This is a genomic window from Paenibacillus sp. FSL K6-1558 (assembly GCF_038002565.1).
Classification (GTDB): domain Bacteria; phylum Bacillota; class Bacilli; order Paenibacillales; family Paenibacillaceae; genus Paenibacillus; species Paenibacillus polysaccharolyticus.
Genome location: NZ_JBBOCV010000001.1, coordinates 275,343 through 291,127 on the forward strand (window position 1 = coordinate 275,343; position 15,785 = coordinate 291,127).

Annotated in this window: 14 protein-coding genes; 13 read left to right on the forward strand and 1 reads right to left on the reverse strand. The window is 45.8% G+C overall.

The window, feature by feature from the left end:
* Window positions 1-59 precede the first annotated feature (59 nt).
* The 6 genes from MHI38_RS01075 to MHI38_RS01100 all read left to right on the forward strand — a co-directional run bounded on the left by MHI38_RS01075 (window position 60) and on the right by MHI38_RS01100 (window position 6,364).
* Window positions 60-1,214 carry a glycosyltransferase family 2 protein gene (locus tag MHI38_RS01075; RefSeq protein ID WP_186809670.1) on the forward strand — a complete coding sequence of 385 codons (1,155 nt, stop codon included), beginning with the start codon at window positions 60-62 and terminating at the stop codon, window positions 1,212-1,214.
* Between the two features lie 55 nt (window positions 1,215-1,269).
* Window positions 1,270-2,556, forward strand: coding sequence for an aminotransferase class III-fold pyridoxal phosphate-dependent enzyme (locus tag MHI38_RS01080; RefSeq protein ID WP_154889310.1), 1,287 nt, complete (start codon window positions 1,270-1,272; stop codon window positions 2,554-2,556).
* A gap of 44 nt (window positions 2,557-2,600) precedes the next feature.
* Window positions 2,601-3,632, forward strand: a complete 1,032-nt coding sequence (locus tag MHI38_RS01085) for a zinc-dependent alcohol dehydrogenase (RefSeq protein ID WP_154889308.1) — start codon at window positions 2,601-2,603, stop codon at window positions 3,630-3,632.
* Between the two features lie 132 nt (window positions 3,633-3,764).
* On the forward strand, window positions 3,765-5,009 hold the full coding sequence (locus tag MHI38_RS01090; RefSeq protein ID WP_154889306.1) for an MFS transporter: 1,245 nt from the start codon (window positions 3,765-3,767) through the stop codon (window positions 5,007-5,009).
* A 79-nt stretch (window positions 5,010-5,088) separates the two neighbouring features.
* On the forward strand, window positions 5,089-5,682 hold the full coding sequence (locus tag MHI38_RS01095; RefSeq protein WP_186809669.1) for a DUF1349 domain-containing protein: 594 nt from the start codon (window positions 5,089-5,091) through the stop codon (window positions 5,680-5,682).
* Window positions 5,683-5,722: 40 nt separating this feature from the next.
* Window positions 5,723-6,364 (forward strand): HAD family hydrolase, encoded by a 642-nt coding sequence (locus MHI38_RS01100; RefSeq protein WP_154889304.1) that lies wholly within the window; start codon window positions 5,723-5,725, stop codon window positions 6,362-6,364.
* Window positions 6,365-6,368: 4 nt separating this feature from the next.
* Here MHI38_RS01100 and MHI38_RS01105 read toward each other — a convergent pair whose 3' ends face one another.
* Window positions 6,369-7,184: a helix-turn-helix domain-containing protein gene (locus MHI38_RS01105; protein WP_154889302.1), complete on the reverse strand. Its 816-nt coding sequence runs from the start codon at window positions 7,182-7,184 to the stop codon at window positions 6,369-6,371.
* 235 nt (window positions 7,185-7,419) lie between these two features.
* Here MHI38_RS01105 and MHI38_RS01110 point away from each other — a divergent pair, with 235 nt between their 5' ends.
* From MHI38_RS01110 to MHI38_RS01140, 7 genes are all read left to right on the forward strand, one after another.
* The gene (locus MHI38_RS01110; protein WP_154889300.1) at window positions 7,420-8,553 is read left to right on the forward strand and encodes an NAD(P)/FAD-dependent oxidoreductase; all 1,134 of its coding nucleotides are present in this window, start codon (window positions 7,420-7,422) and stop codon (window positions 8,551-8,553) included.
* A 24-nt stretch (window positions 8,554-8,577) separates the two neighbouring features.
* Window positions 8,578-8,826 carry a hypothetical protein gene (locus tag MHI38_RS01115; protein WP_154889298.1) on the forward strand — a complete coding sequence of 83 codons (249 nt, stop codon included), beginning with the start codon at window positions 8,578-8,580 and terminating at the stop codon, window positions 8,824-8,826.
* A gap of 46 nt (window positions 8,827-8,872) precedes the next feature.
* A complete protein-coding gene (locus tag MHI38_RS01120; RefSeq protein WP_154889296.1) occupies window positions 8,873-9,415 on the forward strand; it encodes a GNAT family N-acetyltransferase in 543 nt (180 codons plus the stop codon).
* Window positions 9,416-9,520: 105 nt separating this feature from the next.
* Window positions 9,521-10,198, forward strand: coding sequence for a response regulator transcription factor (locus tag MHI38_RS01125; RefSeq protein ID WP_154889294.1), 678 nt, complete (start codon window positions 9,521-9,523; stop codon window positions 10,196-10,198).
* Complete coding sequence (locus MHI38_RS01130; RefSeq protein WP_154889292.1) at window positions 10,191-11,561, forward strand: sensor histidine kinase; 1,371 nt, start codon at window positions 10,191-10,193, stop codon at window positions 11,559-11,561. Before MHI38_RS01125 ends, MHI38_RS01130 begins: the two co-directional genes overlap by 8 nt.
* A 181-nt stretch (window positions 11,562-11,742) precedes the next feature.
* A complete protein-coding gene (locus MHI38_RS01135; protein WP_341180848.1) occupies window positions 11,743-13,872 on the forward strand; it encodes a serine hydrolase domain-containing protein in 2,130 nt (709 codons plus the stop codon).
* Between the two features lie 174 nt (window positions 13,873-14,046).
* Complete coding sequence (locus MHI38_RS01140; protein WP_154889288.1) at window positions 14,047-15,765, forward strand: ABC transporter ATP-binding protein; 1,719 nt, start codon at window positions 14,047-14,049, stop codon at window positions 15,763-15,765.
* Window positions 15,766-15,785 lie beyond the last annotated feature (20 nt).

Sequence of the window (15,785 nt, forward strand, 5' to 3'; positions counted from 1 at the left end):
CATATTCATAATCTTGGCCAACGGGTTCCATCAAAATTAACTTCATGAGGAGGAATTGTATGCTTTATACCATTATTGTACCGGTCAATCAGGACTATAACATTCTGAACCTGTTTACAGACTCGCTGCTTCGAACAGTCGTCCCATCAACACAAATTATTTTTATCAACGACGGATCTGGCTCTGCCGTCTTCCAGCACCTGGATAAACTCAAACAAGAGGTTGGAGAAGGTGTGACCATTGATATTCTTCAGCATGACTTTCCACTTGGCTGCGCCGTATCCATTAACAGCGCCCTGAATCTTGCTAAGGGAGAATATATCTTTTTCCTCGACTCCGACACGATATTGCAGCCCCACTGGCAAACGATGATGAAGGAGACGCTCGACACGGATATTACGATCGGTATGATCGGAGGCGTACTGTTGTATCCGCAGACTGGCGGTGTGCAGCATTGTGGTATCGCCTTTGCCGACTCGATTGGACGCCATCTTTTTCTGAACGCATCCCCGGATGATATCCCGAAGGAGACATTCTCCGTGCAACTTGTTGTATTTGCGATGTTTGGCATGAAACGGGAAGTTTATGAGACAATTGGCGGCCTGGATGAAAAGTTTTTCAACGGATATGAAGATTTTGATTATCAGATGCGCGCCAGAGAAGCGGGTTATGATACGGTTATTAACCCTAATATTCAAGCCTATCACTGGGAACGCAGCAGCGGCATTCATCGCAATTTTAACCGCAAGAACAATCTGGCACGATTTTGGAAAAAGTGGGGAAGTCAGATCGAAGCCGATGTATGGCCTTTCGTATTCAGTCATCTAAAGGAGCAATTGCATCATCAACGCGAATACGAGCATCTGCCAATGATCGGTATCGATCTTGCCGAGGTTCGAAGTGATGCGGACACGTTCTGGAGCAAGCTTGACGAGGCAGGTATCGCGCCCCTTGCCGACGTGCGAGACTACTCCAACCGCTTTAACTCGAATGGAGCCATATGGCTACCCCAAGTATTAGGCAAGGAGTTAATTCATAGCGAAAATCGGTTGCTGTTTCTGGTGGACAACTTCACCCGATTGTTGGAGAACCGCTATTGGATCGAAATGAGGCATGCCCATAGAGCCAAGGATCTAATTATTGACCTCTACGGTAACGTGATTACGATGGATCGCATCTATGATGGATGTTGGCCGGGCACGAAAGTGCGATAACTTAATCATTCAGGTTGTGATACACCACTATTAAGCCTTAGGGAGGTACTTCAAAGTGAGCGATGAAAAAAGCACGCTGGATCGTGCCGCAAGATTTACTCAAAATCTGGAGTGGCTGGAGAAGGTTGAAAAGGTTATTCCGAGCGGGTGCAGTACACTAGCCAAAGCGCCAGAACGCTTATTTCCGGGACATACCCCGGTCTGCTGTGCGGAAGCATATCATTCCCGATTCACAGATATTGACGGTAATGAATGGCTGGATTGTGAGATGGCCATGGGCACGGTTCCTTGGGGGCACGCCAGACGAGAAATTCAGCTTACAGTCATTCATCAGTTGAAAAAAGGAACAGGATTTTCACTCCCAGCGGATATTGAACTGGAGTGTGCCGAGTTAATTCTGGAGCGGTTCGAGGGACGTTATCCGTCCCTGCGCTTCACCAAGAGCGGTGCAGATGCGGTAAGCGGAGCGGTGCGGCTGGCCCGTGCGGGAAGTGGTAAAAGCAAGGTCATTGCAACAGCTTACCACGGGTGGCATGACTGGTCCGCGTATGGTTATTACGGCAGTCAGACCAAAGAACGAGGCATTCCGGTGGATATTGAGCGTTCCACGATTTGGGTGAACAAGCCTTCCTATACTAACATTCGGGAACACACTTCATCTATGGATGATATCGCTTGTATTGTCTTGTGCCCCAACGAGTGGAATAAAGAAGAACTGGAGAAGGTAGTGAATTTATGCCGCTCTCTGGACATCATTATTATCTTCGACGAGGTTACTTCGGGAATACGAATGGGCAAACAGGCGACTGCAGGAGAGTATGACATCTGGCCGGACTTGCTCTGCATCTCCAAGGGTATGGCCAACGGACTTCCGCTTGCAGCAGTAATGGGGCCAGAGCACCTCATGTCCCTTGCAGGACAGGTGCGATTTAGCAATGCGCATTCCAGCGAGACAACAGCGCTTGCGGCGGCTATTGCTTGCGAAAGGTTAATTAAAAATGCCAAAGTCTGGCCCACTTGGCGTGAACCCGCTACACGGATCATGAAACGACTGGAATCCGAACTTGTGCTGCTTGGTCTCACGGAACAATTAGTCTTAAAGGGAACCTACGCGAGCTTTTACATCCAATCTTTGGATGAGCAAAATTTTCAGACGGACCCGTTCCGCGAATTTATGGTGAAGAAGATGGCTCATTACGGCATTTTCACCAAAGGTTACTTTATTTTCTCGGATACGCATACGCGGGAGGAATTGATTTGGGTGGAGGATGCACTGCTTCAGATCTTGTCGGACTGGAAAGAAATGCAGAAGCTTGAACATCTGAAATATGCCAATCTGTAAGGAAAGTAACACGAAAATTTATGATATGACCAGGAGGATATCTCATGAAAGCACTCGTATATCAAGATTTGAAACAGGTGGAGCTACAAGAGATTGAGGAGCCCAGCATTCAAAGACCGAATCAGGTCAAAGTGAAAATCTATGGATCAGGGATCTGTGGAACAGATTTGAACATTGTTAAAGGTAAAGTCCCAGCAAATAAAGGAACCGTTATCGGTCACGAAGGTGTAGGGACTGTGGTCGAGGTGGGAGATGAAGTACGGGGTATTCGCGTAGGAGATCGGGTTCTCGTGGACCCGACTCAATCTTGCGGACACTGCTCGTATTGCCGTGAAGGCTTGTTCATTTACTGTGAAAATTTCGATGACTACCAAGTAGGAATGACCACACATGGAACGTTTGCCGAATACTTTGTGGGAGATGAAAAATATATCTATCCCATTCCCGATTCCATGAGCTGGGAAGCGGCCATGATGATTGAACCTCTGGGTTGTGTATTGCAAACATTCATGAAAGCAGGCGTGAAGCCAAGTGACTCTGTACTCGTGCTGGGGTCAGGCGCCATTGGTTCGCTGTGTCAGCTGGTGAGCAAACGACTGGCAAGACTTACGGTGGGTACTGAGATTGATCCTTATCGCAAACAATTCGCAGAAGGGATCGCTGATCATGTCTACTATCCGCAGGATCTAACACTGGACAAAGTATATGAGATCAACAATAACAAAAAGTTTGATATTGTTGTCGATGCTGTAGGGAATCAGCTTCATGTCGGGTTTGAGATGATTGCTAAAGGCGGCCGGATCATCCCAATGGGGTATGACGACAGTTACGAAGTGACTTTTAAATCAACCCATGTCATTAACGATGGACTCAGTATTATTGGTGCGGTAGCTGTACACTCCATGATTAGCACAGCGTTGAAATTCGCGCAAAGCATTCCTGAGCTAGAGCAGATGGTAACAGCCAAAGAATTTTTGACGGACTATGAGCAGGCTTTCAATGGCACCATCGGTTATGACCTGCAAAGCGGGGAGAAGCTGCCGATGAATTCGGTGAAAACCGCATTGATTCTATAATGATGTAGATATTGTGGGGTTCTCCGCTGTGACCAGTGAGGTATAAGGCGTTAAGCACAAGTGAGATGTGTTCTCGATTGGATCTTGCAGGTTACAGCGGAGCGATCCGCAGAGAGAAAGAAGGGATATGGAGTGAAACTGCTTCGGGATTTGCCGAGAAATCCGCGGTATTCTATTTTACTTGAGCCGGTGTGGGCCATTCCGGGAACGATTGTTTTGTTTTACGCTCCTTTGTATATGAAAGAGGCCGGTTTGTCCGACATTGAGATAGGCATCATTAATTCGGTGAATCTGTATTTTGCCTTCATTTTTCAACTATTTGCAGGGTCAGTGACTAATAAGCTGGGACGTAAACGAACGACACTGATCTTTGATTTACTCGCCTGGAGTGTACCCATGTTCATCTGGGCATTTTCACAAAATTTCTGGCTGTTTCTCATGGCTTATTTGCTTAATGCGACATCAAAGTTTGTCACGGTGTCTTTCAATTGTCTGATCATTGAAGACGTAGAAGAACATAAACGATCCAAGGTGTTCGCCATGCTGAACATGATTATTACCGGTGCGGGAGTGCTTACACCGATTGCGGGAGTTGTGATTGCAGACTTTGGCATCGCGCCTACGCTAGCAAGCATTTATTTTGTGGGCGGGCTGTTGATGACAGCGATGTTTTTTATTCGTAATCGCTACACGGAAGAGACTGAGGTTGGCAAGGAATTGATGGGCATACACAGCAAAACGCATGTATTTCGCAGCCTCGTCACCAGCCTTCGTCTGTTTGGAAGGTCGTTCTACAAGCGCAGGTTATTTCCGATCATTTTAATTACGGTATTGTCCAATCTGGTTCTACAGTTAAACTTCTTTCAGGTCATCTATTTTAAAGAGCAGTTAAGCTTTGGTGATCGAGTGATCTCGTTTGTTCCGGTCGTGACAGCGGTTACCGTCATGCTGCTCTATCTAGTTATTCTTCCGCGCTTGAAGCAGAGATCGGAAGAAAAGTATGTTAGCTTCTCCATTGTGCTTAGTACCGCGGGTGCTGTGTTATTTCTTCTGATTCCGGCCGGTAATATAGCGATGCTGTTTCTTACCCTTATTGTACTTGCTGCCGGGAACTTCATTCTGCAAACGTACCGTGATTCATTACTGATGAACCGACTGGGCACGCATGAGAAGGCGGATATGTTCTCGGCTGTACAGACGGTTATGACGTTAACAGCAATACCTTCCGGGTATCTAACCGGGTTGCTGTATCATTATCATCCGGTCCTTCTGTTCGGCGTTATTCTTGCACTTTATATTTTCTTGATGATTATCATGTTGTTTTTACATGATCCACAGCAACGCCCCCAAGTGATGGAATCTTACAAAAATATGTAGAAGAAGGGCTTTTCTGTATGTTGCCGAATATATAAAACGGTAAAATGCAGTTATTAGCACAATCCTTGGGAGGTTTTGAATGATGAATGTAATGACAACGGAAGCAAGGGAGAAACTGAGCTGGATCAATGAGCCGCACAACTGGTCATATACGGATCAAGGTGGACTGATCATAGAGGCGCAAGCCGACTCGGATTTTTTCCAAGACCCGGCAGGCAAGCATATTCGAGCGACCGCACCATTCTTGTCGATGCCCGTGGCTGGTGATTTCGAAATGACTGCACAGCTGACGGTAGAGATGAAGCATCAATATGATTCCGGTTGTTTGATGGTGATGGTTGACGAACGTAACTGGTGCAAACTGTGTTTTGAATATGATGGTAAAGTCGCAACGATCGTATCTGTCGTTACACGCGATGGTTCATCCGATGATTGTAACTCGACAGAGGTGCCTGTGTCAGATCCTTACCTGCGTATACGAAAAGTGGAGGGATGTCTGTCCTTCTTTTACTCTCCCGATGGGGAAGAATGGAAGTTAATTCGATACTTTGGCATGCCGATGGATGGAGAGCTTCGAGCTGGAGTTGTTGCTCAGTCACCGACCGGCACGGGTTGCACTTGCCACTTTTTATCCGTAAGCATGACCCAGCCGGATTTGACTGCACGCTTCTGATCCGTTTCTCCAGCGATGGTTGAGAGAGAGGAATGGAACAATGGTACAGAAGTTAAAAGCATTTATATTTGATTTTGACGGCCTGATTGTCGATACAGAAACGCCTTGGTATTATGCTTTTCGTGATATTTATGAAGAGCATGGTGTGGAGCTGGGACTTGAGCTTTGGTCTAAAAACGTAGGCACCTCCTTCGAGGAATTTCATCCGTATCGATATCTGGAGCAGATGTTGCAAAAAGAGATCAATCATGAGCAAGTCCGCTTGCTCTCTGAACAGAAGTACGAAGCATATTTGGGACAAGCAAGCATACTCCCGGGCGTACTTGAATTGCTGGACGCTGCCCGGGAGAGGGGAATTCGGCTTGCGGTTGCTTCGAGCTCCACTCGTGATTGGGTACAAGGGTACTTGCAAAAGCTTGGGTTGTTTGATTATTTTGAAGTCATTCATACCTCGGATGATGTGAAGCGGGTGAAACCTGACCCGGAGCTGTACCTGCTCACGCTGCAGAAACTTGGTGTGGAGGCAGATGAGGCGATTGTTTTTGAGGATTCTCCCAATGGACTAAAGGCAGCAAATGCCGCAGGTATCCGTTGTTATATCGTGCCGAACGAGGTAACACGCGGTTTGGAATTCACCATGCATGAACGGCGGTTATCCTCGCTGGCTGAGATGAAGATATGATTTTTTATCTCTGAAACTTTTTGCGCAGTTCAATGGGTGAGATGCCTTCATATTTTTTGAATACGGAACCGAAATAACTGGCACTGTTAAAACCGACGGCTTTTGCAATCTCATGTGCGGTGATATCTTCTTGCTGGACAAGCATCTCCTTGGCCTTAAGCAAACGATAGCGAACCAGGTAATCGAGTGGAGTCATATGGAACTCTTTTTTAAAGATGCGGTTCAGATGTTGCTCGGTCACATTCATCTGATCCGCGAGTAGGGAGAGGGAGAGATCTTGTTGATAGTTTTCTTTGATAAAAGCAACAAGCTCTGTCAGACGCAGGCGAGCCTCAGAGCGCTCAACCTTGCTGTAGCGTTCACTCTCAATAGTTAAACGAACCAAAAGAGTATAGAGCAGTGTAGAACCGTGCCAGATGTAATCCTTGTGACGGGACTGTAGCGCCAGTGTGATCTCACGTAACAGAAGGCCAAGTATGCCTTCCGGTTTGAAGGCGCGCAGTTCCCCGATCTGCAAGGAGTGCAGGAAACGCGGCAAAATGTAGCCATTAAATGACAAACAATCAAACTGTAATGTGTTACTTGAATTGTTATAACGGTAGGGAACTTCAGGAAACATGATAAGCGCTGTTCCTTTCCGAACAGAAAGCTCGAGATTTTTGGCAGCGATTCTCCCTGTTCCGCCGATGCATTGTACAATGGTGTAATCCCGTGAATGGTCGCTCCAATCCATTAATTCATTAACGGTTAACCGGTTTTGCCCAGTAATCATGAGAGGCATATCGGGCACTAGCAGATTTCCCATGTTAGGTTTCAGCATCGTTGAATAATTCCTCTTTTCGTTAAAAGGTCTTGTGCAGGTAGCATGATTAGAGCATGAAAGAAACCTGAATAGAATTATATTACATAAATGGAATTATTTTAAATGTGTCGACATCTTAGCTTTGTATTTTACCGAAAACGGTATCCGCGGTATCCAGGTGCCACAGCTTGCCAACAGAATGGCAAAAAGGGTACGCTATATAGATGAATGGACGAAGGAAAGGAATACTCGTATGAAAAAAGTCATCGTAGTCGGAGCGGGCATATTAGGAGCATCAACAGCCTATCATTTAGCAAAATCAGGAGCAGAAGTGCTTCTTATCGATCGGAAAGATGCAGGGCAGGCCACGGATGCGGCTGCTGGTATCATCTGTCCTTGGTTGTCTCAGCGTCGGAATCAGGATTGGTATCAGCTAGCCAAGGCAGGTGCTCGTTATTACCCTGAGCTTATAACTGAATTAGAATGTACTGGGGAAACCGAGACGGGGTATGCACAGACAGGCGCACTCAGCATACATACGGATCAGGAGAAGATTAACAAAATAGCGGAGCGTGCCAAGTTGCGCAGAGAAGATGCGCCTGAGATTGGTACAATCACATGTCTGGATGAAAATGAAACCCGTGAACGGTTCCCTTTACTTGGGGAAGGTTATTCATCTGTACACATCAGCGGTGCTGCGCGTGTGGATGGAAGAGCGCTGCGTGATGCATTGATCCGCTCTGCACAGCGGCACGGCGCTCGTCTGATTGAGGGAGAAGCCAGAGTGCTCTATGAGGATGAGCAAGTAACTGGCGTTGAAGTGCAATCGAAGCATTATGTCGCGGATCGGGTGGTTGTGTGTGCAGGTGCGTGGGCGAATGAGTTAATGAAACCACTGGGGATTCATTTTAACGTCCATTATCAGAAGGGTCAGATTGTGCATTTGCGTACTTCTAATCAGCAAAATACAGAAGAGTGGCCTGTCATTATGCCGCCTACTGATCAGTATTTACTTGCGTTTGCAGAACAGAAAATAGTTATTGGCGCCACACATGAAAATGATGTTCACGGTTACGATACACGAATTACTGCCGGAGGCATGCAAGAAGTGTTGAACAAGGGACTAGAACTGGCACCTGAGCTTGCAAACAGCACACTTGATGAGGTTCGTATAGGTTTTCGCCCATTCACCCCAGGATTTTTGCCCGTTATGGGACATGTCCCGGGATGGTCAGGTCTGATCACAGCTAATGGATTGGGTGCTTCCGGTCTAACCATGGGGCCTTATATTGGTAGTCAGCTTGCCAAATTGGCTTTAGACATGGCACCGGATATCAATATAGATGCGTATGATGTAAGTAAAGCGATCGAGTCGAACGCAGAATAACAGCTACATGAATGAGGTGAGCAAATGACGTATTCACAGCGTTTATCCGGCGGAGCAAGCCTGTCGGAAGTATTGTATCTGGAACAGCAGATTGATCAAATCAAAGAAGAACATGTCGTAGCTGTTGAAAAACTGAAGCAGTATGAACAAGTCGCAGAGAACGAGCAGACAAAGGTTTTACAGAAAAAGATTGCTGACGCGAAACAACATGTGAATATGCTGTCAGCTCGGCTTGAAGAGCTGGGGAATACATTGGATGAACTAGTGGATTAGGCCGTTTTCAGATGACATGAACTGAACTTCTAAGGAGTAACTTGAGATGAAATATGAGGCGGAACGAATTTATATCAGAGCTTGGACGTTAGAAGATGCTACGTTGCTTCAGGAGTTTCAAATGGGCAATAGAGAAGAAATAGAGAGGACTTCGGCTGGTCATCGAGATGAAGCATTTTATAGTCTGGATGGACAGACCCGTCTGATTGAGAAATGGCTTGAGCTGAGAAAAGAAGGAACAAGACATTCTTTTGGCATTTTTCTTAAAGATACAGATGAACTGGTGGGCGAAATCTCATTATTTCGAATTGAACTGAACGGTGCAGATAAATGGGTGATAGGTTATGCAACCGATCGGCAACACCACGGTAAAGGATATATGAGCGAAGCGTTAAAACGTGTGCTTCAATATGCCAAACATGAGATGAGCATTACGCATGTTGAAGCTGGTGCTGTTCCAGACAACATCGGCTCCATTCGTGTGCTTTTGAAAGCAGGCTTCCAGGAAAGTGGCACACACGATGTACCTATTCAGGGAGTGATGAAAAAACATACGATGTTCACGATATCTCTGACGGATGTGGAATAAGCAAAGAGGATCGAATGAGATTGCAAAGAACGAGGATTCACTAAATTTACAAACTGGCGATATAAATGCATAACAATTCGTATAATGTTGCCGAAGGAGAAGCATATGGCTACCATATTAGTTGCAGACGATGATGCGAATATTCGTGAGCTGGTCTGTTTGTTTTTACGAAATGACGGATTCGATACCGTTGAGGCTGTGGACGGCTATCAGGCGCTCACGCTATACAAGGAACGCTCGATTGATCTAGTGGTACTGGATATTATGATGCCAGTGATGGACGGGTGGGCATTGTGCAGAGAATTGAGACAAATGAACGCAGATCTACCCTTACTTATGTTGACAGCTAGAGGTGAGACATGGGAAAAGGTGAAAGGTTTCGAACTGGGCACAGATGATTATTTAACAAAACCATTTGACCCGTTGGAGTTAACTGTACGTGTGAAAGCTCTGCTAAAACGATACAAGATTGGCTCCACACATATGATTCAATTTGGAGACGTCACACTGGATCGTCAGAGTTACAAAGTTATCCTGGGTACAGAGTCGTTAACTTTGCCACTCAAGGAATTTGAATTGTTATACAAGCTGGCCGGAACACCGGGGCAGGTCTATACACGAGAGCAATTGATCGATCAGATCTGGGGGCTGGATTACACAGGGGATGATCGGACAGTGGACGTACATATCAAACGTTTGCGTGAACGGTTTGCGACGACGCCTGATTTTCAGATTGAAACGGTTCGTGGTTTAGGATATCGGTTAGAGGTCAAGCATGATTAAGTCTTTGTATATCCGGGTTGTTGTGACTTTTCTCATTTCTGTGATTGCCGGGACCGTGATTGCTTTCCTCTTATCCACCTGGATTTTTGAAGATCAGCTCAATGAGAATTCACATATCAACATACGCAACTTCGGTCAGGATGTTGTACAGATATACAAAACGCTGCCACTCTCCGAAGCGGATGCATTCGTCAACAACATGAAGCAGCTCGATTTGTACTATATTCGGATGTATGAGCCGTCAGGACAGTTCCAAACGTACGGGAAGGCTATAGATCATAAACCGATTTCAGTGACGGAAGAGCAGCTTCAGAAAGTACTGGGAGGAGCCGTAGTCGAAGCGACTCCGAATGGTCTTGGTACAGTTCTACTGGGATTGCCGGTCCAGACTGCTGGCGGGACTCGAGCCATGTTTCTGGAGACGCTGTCGCCGCCTGCTGCCGCTGCTGTGATTCAATGGGGTACAATCTTTGCCACCTCATCTCTGGCCGCCGGAAGTCTGATCATTCTGATTGCTTCTATGTTCTTGGTTAGACCCATCAAAACATTGACCCAGGCAACCAAACGTATTGCAGCAGGTGATTTCAATGTAAAACTGAATATTAAGCAATCTAGTGAACTGGGCACGCTCGCTCGTAGTTTCGAAGATATGATGAAGGATCTACAGCAACTGGAGCAGATGAGAAGAGAGTTTGTAGCCAACGTCTCACACGAGGTACAATCACCGCTTACTTCCATATCAGGGTATGCCCAAGCATTGAAAAATGTAGAGTTACCGGATCAGGAACGAGGACGGTATCTCGATATTATCATTTCAGAGGCGAAACGCATGTCTAAAATGAGTGATAATTTGCTTAAGCTCAGTATGCTGGAATCACAATCTCATCAGTTGCAACTCGCCACGCGTGATCTTGATGAACAGATCCGAAGGGTTATCGTTGCATTACAGCCCCAATGGTCCGCTCGGGATATTCGTTTTGAGCTGGATTTACAGAAGGTTCAAGTCATCGCAGATCACGATCAGTTGAATCAGGTATGGACGAATATTCTCAGCAATGCGATTAAGTTTTCAGAGAATAAAGGCGTAATTCACGTCAGGATGGAACGGGATGTCAGGACTGTAACAGCATATATAACGGATGAGGGAATTGGTATTCCTCTCGAAGATCAAAAGCGTGTATTTGAGCGCTTCTTCAAGGCCGATCGTTCCCATAGTCGGAAATATGATGGTAGCGGGATGGGGCTTGCGATCGTGAAACAGATTATTTCGTTACATAAAGGGGATATCGCGGTGGAGAGTAAAATGGGCCAAGGAACAACATTTATAGTAAGCTTGCCAATTAGTCCACCGACGGCAGGCTAGTCAACTTCTTTTTGTGTGGTTCTTTGCTACGTTCATGTACAAGTTCGCTTGTATGTGATGTAGCTTTTTTGGTTTGTTCATGTTCCGTTCATATAGACTTCATGAAGAGTACATCTGAATCGATTAAGCTTGTTCCATATCGTAAGGTGAAGATCTGACCACAGAACAGGAGGAGATGTGAATGATAACCCAAGATATCAAGATCAATAAGGGCATGATCAAAACAATAGTTAAGAAACGGACTTCAATTGTTGCGTTGAGTCTGGTGATAATTATGTTAACACCAGGTACTATTATGGCTGCACCTTCTGTCACTAAGAGCAATGACCTGATGTATGAGACTACCAAGAAAACAGTGGTGGAGAAGGCTAGCCTACTTACCGAAACATACGGGGTAACCAGTGTGCAATATGCACTGATGGATCAAGGAGAGATTGTTGTTTCCGGGCAGACAGGCAAAAATGACTCCAAAGGGGAAGTTCCACTCACATCCGATACCATCTATGGCATAGGGTCGACTAGTAAAATGTTTCTTACAGCATCTGTGATGAAGCTTGTTGACGAAGTCAAGGTAGATTTGGATCAACCAGTGACGCGTTATATTCCAGAATTTAAGATGAAAGATCAACGTTATAAACAGATTACACCACGCATGTTATTGAATCATTCGGCGGGTCTTCATGGCACTTCAAGCCACAATGCAACACTATACGGGGATAATGATACGCTCTCACATGCTACGTTCTTGGATCAACTAGCAACGCAACATCTAAAGGCAGAACCAGGTGCATATTCGGTATATTCTAACGATGCTTTTACATTAGCTGAACTTCTGGTTGAGAGAGTCAGTGGGTTGAGCTTTACGGCGTATATACACAAACATTTTACAGAGCCCTTGAAAATGGAGCATACGAAAACACCACAGGATGTGGTTAACCCGGCAAATATGGCGGGAATCTATTCACCGCTATATAAAGGTCAGCTCCCTCAAGAGAATTATAATATCATCGCTACCGGAGGCATATATTCCACCGCTAAGGATCTTGTGAAATTTTCGCAAATCTTCACTGGTGAGGTTAAAGGGATTCTTTCCGAGAAGTCGGTAAAAGCCTTGGAACAAAAGGAGTACCGACGAGGCATGTGGCCAGAAGAGAGTGATTCCTCTATCTCTTATGGATTAGGGTGGGATAGTGTGAACTTGTTCCCATTCAATGATTATGGCATCAAGGCGGTTACAAAAGGTGGAGATACGGTGTCATTCCATTCATCCCTCATCGTGCTTCCAGAGCATAATCTGGCTGCGGCCGTTACTTCTTCAGGAGGTTCGAGCGCAATTGACCAATTGATAGCGAGCGAACTGTTACTTAGCGCACTCGAGACTAAAGGCATCATTCAAGAACGCAAACCTGAAAAGTCGTTTGGCATGCCTGTAAAGGCGGATATGCCAAAAGAGATGTTTGAGTATGCGGGAACCTATGGTGGCAACAATTCGGTTATGAAGGTGGATGTAGGTTCTACTGGAGAACTGTCGATTACTCCCCAAATGGTTCCGAATAGTCCTTCGGATCAATACATCTATACGTCGGATGGAACGTTTGTTAATAAGGAAGGCACAAAAAAATTAAAATTTGTTAAAGAGTCAAATGGTCATATCTACTTGTGGTCTCGATCCTATCTGTCCATACCTGGCTTAGGGCAACTTGCTTTCTCGGAATATACGGCACAAAAGCTCGAAAACAATGAATTGCCTAAGGATATTCAGGCGGCATGGGATCAGCGTGATGGGCAGCGGTATTATTTGATGAATGAAAAATATACCTCCACGGCATATCTCCATTCTTCAGCAATCATTCCATTGGATACAGGGAATGGCGTTCCCGGGTATATGATCAACCACAAAATTGTTGGAGCCGACCATGCAGTGAACCAACTCCAGATTCCCGGCATGGCTGGTAGGGATGCGAGGGATATCTACTTTTCCAGTAAAAATGGTATAGAGTATATTCATTTTACAGGCTATGAATACGCCAGTGAAGAGATTGTCCAGACACTTTACAGTGGCAATCAATCTAAGATAACGATCCAGCCAGAAGGTTATAACAGATGGTTCTCCGTGCCATCAGCTGCCGTAGGTCAGGTTATGACAGTGAAGATGCCAGCAAATGCCGCCTTTGCTGTATATGATCAGACAGGAGTTTGTGTGAATCATACAGTGGTTAGTGGCAAGAATGAGGTTGTTCTACCTGAAAACGGGCGTATTGTATTCGCGGGTGAGACAGGTTCTCGATTTGAAGTTTCATTGAAAAAATAGAAAGCGTATTCGCACGTATTTACAGAATCAACATGTAAAAAGTCTTCTCTATGATATGGGGGAGGCTTTTTAGCTATCGATCAACGAGAATAGGTTTACATGTTTTGGAAGACTGTATAGAATGGTATACACTGTATAACGAAATATGAATGTGGAGAGTGAGTGTGAATCGAAATGCTTCGTCGTTTTTTTTCGTATTACCGACCGTATAAAAAACTGTTTTTGATCGATTTTGGCTGTGCTGTATTTGCGGGTTTGCTGGAGCTGGCATTTCCGCTTGCGGTTAGTAAATTTATCAATGAACTGCTACCAGGCCAAGACTGGCCGCTGATTTTACTGGCGTGTATCGTGCTGTTATCGATCTATGCACTTAATACGGTATTGAACTACGTTGTTACATACTGGGGGCATATGCTGGGAATTAACATCGAAACGAATATGCGGGAAAAAATGTTCGCCCATCTGCAGAAGCTTTCGTTCCGGTTCTTTGACAATCGCAAAACGGGGCATCTGATCGGTCATCTCACGAATGACCTCAATGATATTGGCGAAGTGGCCCACCATGGACCAGAAGATGTATTCATCGCCGTGATGACGCTGATTGGCTCATTCTGGCTGATGGCCAATATCAATCTGGAGCTGGCTTTGCTAACGTTTATCATCATTCCGATTATGGCGTGGGTGATTATTGTATTCGGCGGTCGGATGACCAAAACGTACCGGAGACTCTTCGGTGACGTCGGTAACTTCAATGCACGTATTGAAGACAACGTAGGCGGGATGCGTGTCGTTCAGTCTTTTGCCAACGAAGATCATGAGAAAAAACTGTTTGCTGTAGATAATGCCAATTTCCGTTTAACCAAACTGCTCGCGTACAAAACGATGGCGAAAAGCATCTCGGTGAGTTATATGATGATGCGTCTGGTGACCGTGTTTGTGATGATCAGCGGAGCGTGGTTTTACATCGATGGCAGAATCAACATGGGCGATTTCATGGCGTTCCTGCTCTTGTCGAATATTTTCTTCCGCCCGATTGAGAAGATTAATGCCGTGATTGAGAGTTACCCGAAGGGGATCGCGGGGTTCAAACGTTACCTGGAGATCATTGACACCGAGCCTGAGATCGCGGATCGCAAAGAGGCGGTTGAACTGCGCGAGGTGAAAGGGGATATCCGCTTCGAAAATGTGTCGTTTGGTTACGAATCCAGCCGGCGTATCTTGAATCAGATTAGCTTGTCGATTCATCCGGGTGAAACCGTAGCTTTTGTCGGGCCTTCAGGTGCAGGGAAAACGACGATCTGTAGCTTGCTTCCACGCTTTTATGAAGTAGAAGAAGGCCGAATTACGGTGGACGGGATGGATATTCGAGACATTAAGCTGCAATCTTTGCGTAAACAGATCGGGATTGTACAGCAGGATGTATTTCTGTTCTCGGGTACGATTAAGGAAAATATCGCGTATGGCGATCTGACCGCAACCGAGGATCAAATCTGGGAGGCGGCGCGCCGTGCTTCACTGGAAGAACTCATTCTAAGCTTGCCTGACGGCATGGACACAATTATTGGAGAACGAGGAGTGAAGCTGTCCGGTGGGCAAAAACAACGTCTGTCCATCGCCCGCATGTTCCTCAAAAATCCGCCCATTCTAATCCTGGATGAAGCGACATCTGCCCTGGATACGGAAACGGAAGCACTCATTCAGCAATCTCTTGCCGAATTGTCGGTAGGCAGAACAACGTTGGTAATTGCTCACCGACTGACCACGATCAAAAATGCAGATCGAATTATCGTGGTGAACACCGATGGCATCGCTGAACAAGGTAATCACGAAGAGTTGGTTGCTGCCGGAGGTATCTACAGCCGCCTGCATCAAGTTCAACACAATCACTCTTAGGCTGGTGTCTCACCAAGTTC

Bases quoted from the DNA above. Each gene is read 5' to 3' on its own strand.
- MHI38_RS01115 (WP_154889298.1), top strand. From the start codon at position 8,578: ATGACGTATTCACAGCGTTTATCCGGCGGAGCAAGCCTGTCGGAAGTA.
- MHI38_RS01140 (WP_154889288.1), top strand. From the start codon at position 14,047: ATGCTTCGTCGTTTTTTTTCGTATTACCGACCGTATAAAAAACTGTTT.
- MHI38_RS01110 (WP_154889300.1), top strand. From the start codon at position 7,420: ATGAAAAAAGTCATCGTAGTCGGAGCGGGCATATTAGGAGCATCAACA.
- MHI38_RS01130 (WP_154889292.1), top strand. From the start codon at position 10,191: ATGATTAAGTCTTTGTATATCCGGGTTGTTGTGACTTTTCTCATTTCT.
- MHI38_RS01135 (WP_341180848.1), top strand. From the start codon at position 11,743: ATGATAACCCAAGATATCAAGATCAATAAGGGCATGATCAAAACAATA.
- MHI38_RS01120 (WP_154889296.1), top strand. From the start codon at position 8,873: ATGAAATATGAGGCGGAACGAATTTATATCAGAGCTTGGACGTTAGAA.
- MHI38_RS01085 (WP_154889308.1), top strand. From the start codon at position 2,601: ATGAAAGCACTCGTATATCAAGATTTGAAACAGGTGGAGCTACAAGAG.
- MHI38_RS01105 (WP_154889302.1), bottom strand. From the start codon at position 7,184: ATGCTGAAACCTAACATGGGAAATCTGCTAGTGCCCGATATGCCTCTC.
- MHI38_RS01075 (WP_186809670.1), top strand. From the start codon at position 60: ATGCTTTATACCATTATTGTACCGGTCAATCAGGACTATAACATTCTG.
- MHI38_RS01095 (WP_186809669.1), top strand. From the start codon at position 5,089: ATGATGAATGTAATGACAACGGAAGCAAGGGAGAAACTGAGCTGGATC.
- MHI38_RS01100 (WP_154889304.1), top strand. From the start codon at position 5,723: ATGGTACAGAAGTTAAAAGCATTTATATTTGATTTTGACGGCCTGATT.
- MHI38_RS01125 (WP_154889294.1), top strand. From the start codon at position 9,521: ATGGCTACCATATTAGTTGCAGACGATGATGCGAATATTCGTGAGCTG.